Source organism: Mesorhizobium sp. M1088 (genome assembly GCF_040318575.1).
Taxonomy (GTDB): Bacteria; Pseudomonadota; Alphaproteobacteria; order Rhizobiales; family Rhizobiaceae; genus Mesorhizobium.
The window spans coordinates 1-2,375 of sequence record NZ_JAMYMO010000100.1 but is presented as its reverse complement, the minus strand read 5'-3'; the positions used below and the strand labels follow the sequence as shown (position 1 = coordinate 2,375).

3 protein-coding genes and 1 pseudogene are annotated in these 2,375 nt (G+C 60.0%); 1 reads left to right on the top strand and 3 read right to left on the bottom strand.

From position 1 onward, the window contains the following. Positions 1-399 precede the first annotated feature (399 nt). Positions 400-776 (bottom strand): annotated as a pseudogene (locus NKH49_RS34575) (recombinase family protein); the annotation flags it as partial. 108 nt (positions 777-884) lie between these two features. Here NKH49_RS34575 and NKH49_RS34570 point away from each other — a divergent pair. Then, positions 885-1,127, top strand: coding sequence for an SOS response-associated peptidase family protein (locus NKH49_RS34570; protein ID WP_352473163.1), 243 nt, complete (start codon positions 885-887; stop codon positions 1,125-1,127). A gap of 15 nt (positions 1,128-1,142) precedes the next feature. On the opposite strand, the gene NKH49_RS34565 is transcribed toward NKH49_RS34570, so the two are convergent. Both NKH49_RS34565 and NKH49_RS34560 read right to left on the bottom strand, forming a co-directional pair. Continuing rightward, positions 1,143-1,598 (bottom strand): Fic family protein, encoded by a 456-nt coding sequence (locus NKH49_RS34565; RefSeq protein WP_352849816.1) that lies wholly within the window; start codon positions 1,596-1,598, stop codon positions 1,143-1,145. Continuing rightward, positions 1,595-1,930, bottom strand: a complete 336-nt coding sequence (locus NKH49_RS34560) for a Fic family protein (RefSeq protein WP_352930140.1) — start codon at positions 1,928-1,930, stop codon at positions 1,595-1,597. The genes NKH49_RS34565 and NKH49_RS34560 overlap by 4 nt, the downstream gene beginning before the upstream one ends. Positions 1,931-2,375: the final 445 nt, after the last annotated feature.

Sequence of the window (2,375 nt, the reverse complement as noted above, 5' to 3'; positions counted from 1 at the left end):
TGCAGAGGCAGATCAACCCGTGGCGGGACAAGGTGTTCGCCGAGCACTACGTCGAAGCGTTGGGTATTGCCGGCGTGCCGGAGTGATCGTCGCGGCTGCAAAGATGCCCTCTCCTGCGCGTCACGTCCGGCCAGGCGACGCGCCCCTTGATCCCGCGTCGCTTCTGGAAGGATAGTTCTCTGGCCGGCCTGTCCGAGGACCGAGCCCGTAGAGCAGCTGTGAACAGCCGGCGAGCTCTCTGTTGGGTTCGCGTCGAACTTCCGGTTTCCACCCTGACGAGACCTACCGACGGTCCAGACAAATGTCGGCTTCGGGTCACAACTTCTTGACCGGCGACCGTCGGCAAAGGTCCGAGAAAGATGGAAGACTGTCCTTTCAGTTGAGGCATCGAGAGGCTTACAGGAACAACGCGTTCATCGTTCCTTTGAGGCCCAAGTGCAGTTCGTCTACGGTGCCCTCGGAGAGAGTGACGATTTTGACACCGGCAAAGTGAAGTCGCTTGAAGAGGCCGGCTACGTCTTCCTGGTCGCGTGATAGGCGATCGAGTGCCTCGGTTGGAACAATCTCAAATTGCCCGCGTTGAGCGTTGGCGAGAAGCCGCTGGATGTCTGGTCGACGGATGATGCTTGCGCCGGATACGGCGGCGTCGGCATAGGTCCGAACGACAGTCCACTTCTCCCTGGCCGCGTGCTCTCGGCAAAGCCGCAGCTGATCCTCGATAGAGGCTTCGCGCTGGTTGTCGATGAGTGACGGGCATACAGCGCGACACGGGTCATGAACCGCTCCTCTTCCTCTCGTTGCTATTGTCCGCCGCCGTTCCCATCCTCCCCTTCTGACGGTGTTTTCTCAAGAGGTGGACATTGTTGTCGTTGGCCGCCTGTGCCATGAAGTCGCCGTTCGCTTTGGCGGCGCTCTGGGAGAATTGGCGCGACCTGCTGACCTGTGAGCCGAATCCGCTCATGGCGACTTTCCACAACCGTGTGCCGATCATACTGGCGCCCGAAGACTACATGACCTGGCTGACCGTTATCGTCTTCGACTATGTTGATGAGATGGTCCCAGTGCTGGCACGCATGGCAGCAAAACGGCGAACGGGATATCGGACGCTCGGCTATAGGGTTGAGTGATCCGCCGCCGGCCGCTCATCGGCTGAAGTCCAGTTCCGTTCCGGTTCGCAGACGTTCCATATAGGCGCGATAGGCGAAACTGCGGTCGCGCTTCTTTCCCGTCGTTTCCACGAGGATACCGATTTCGGCCAGCACCTCGATGGCGCGGGCTGCGGTCGGTTTGCTCGTGTCGAGCAGCTTCATCGCCGATGCGACGGTCACGATCGGATGCCGCGGAAGCCGCTCGAACAATCGAAGAGCTGAAACGGATACGGATTCGACACCCAGCAGCCGCGTGCGATCCACGCTGCCGAGGTTGAACAATTCACGCGCCGAGCCGACAGCTTCATCGGCGATCGTGGCGATGCCATCGAGAAAAAAATCGATCCAGCCCTCCCAGTCGCCCTCTAGCCGCACGAGATTGAGGCGCCGGTAGTATTCCTCGCGATGACGCTTGAAGAAGAGGCTGAGATAGAGAAGCGGAGCCCTCAAGTTCCCCAGTGTTCCAGCAGGAGGGCGATCATCAGGCGCCCGATCCGCCCATTGCCATCGAGATAGGGGTGAATGGTTTCGAACTGGGCATGCAAGAGACCCGTCCGCACTAGCTTCGGCAGCTGGTCGTCGGCGTGGATGTATTTCTCTAAAGAGCTGAGAAGCTGAGGGAGTTTCTCGGAAGGCGGCGGACCGGCAACCTGTGTCTGGCGCTGGCAGGAGCGCTTCGCTGAGGAAGGCTTTGAAGGGCTGCCGCGCGACAAGACGCGGCTCTCGCGCATTCCGCCGCCGCATCCGCCCATGGCGACGTTCCACAACCGTGTGCCGGTCATACTGGCGCCCGAAGGACCCCGAAACGGAACATCTCATGAAGGCGTTCCCAGAAGACCTGATGACGATGTGGAAGATTGGCCGCGACGTCGGCAAAAAAATCAGGCTCTTTCCCGTATTGCACCGCATGATCTCGTAGGGGTTTGCCGCGAGCTCGCGATACCCGAGAGGTATCCATGGCGTAGCGATCTGCCTCCACGCCACGCCCGCGAACCCGGCCTGCATGTCGAGCATGGGGATGCGAAACCCGGCCGAAAGGCCAGAGCAACAACCGCGAACTGCAGATTTGATCTGGCGCAAACAGTGTCGTGATTCCGACCGGTAGGGTCACCCATGATTCTAAATCGTAAGCGCGATTTTCCCTGCACGTTGACGCCGGCGCTTTCGACGGATGGCCTTCGAATCGGGAACGGTATCTGGTCTGATCAGACTGCTGTTGCTTTGGCG

Coding starts and splice junctions, on each gene's coding strand:
- NKH49_RS34570 (WP_352473163.1), top strand. CDS start 885: ATGAAGTCGCCGTTCGCTTTGGCGGCGCTCTGGGAGAATTGGCGCGAC.
- NKH49_RS34560 (WP_352930140.1), bottom strand. CDS start 1,930: ATGACCGGCACACGGTTGTGGAACGTCGCCATGGGCGGATGCGGCGGC.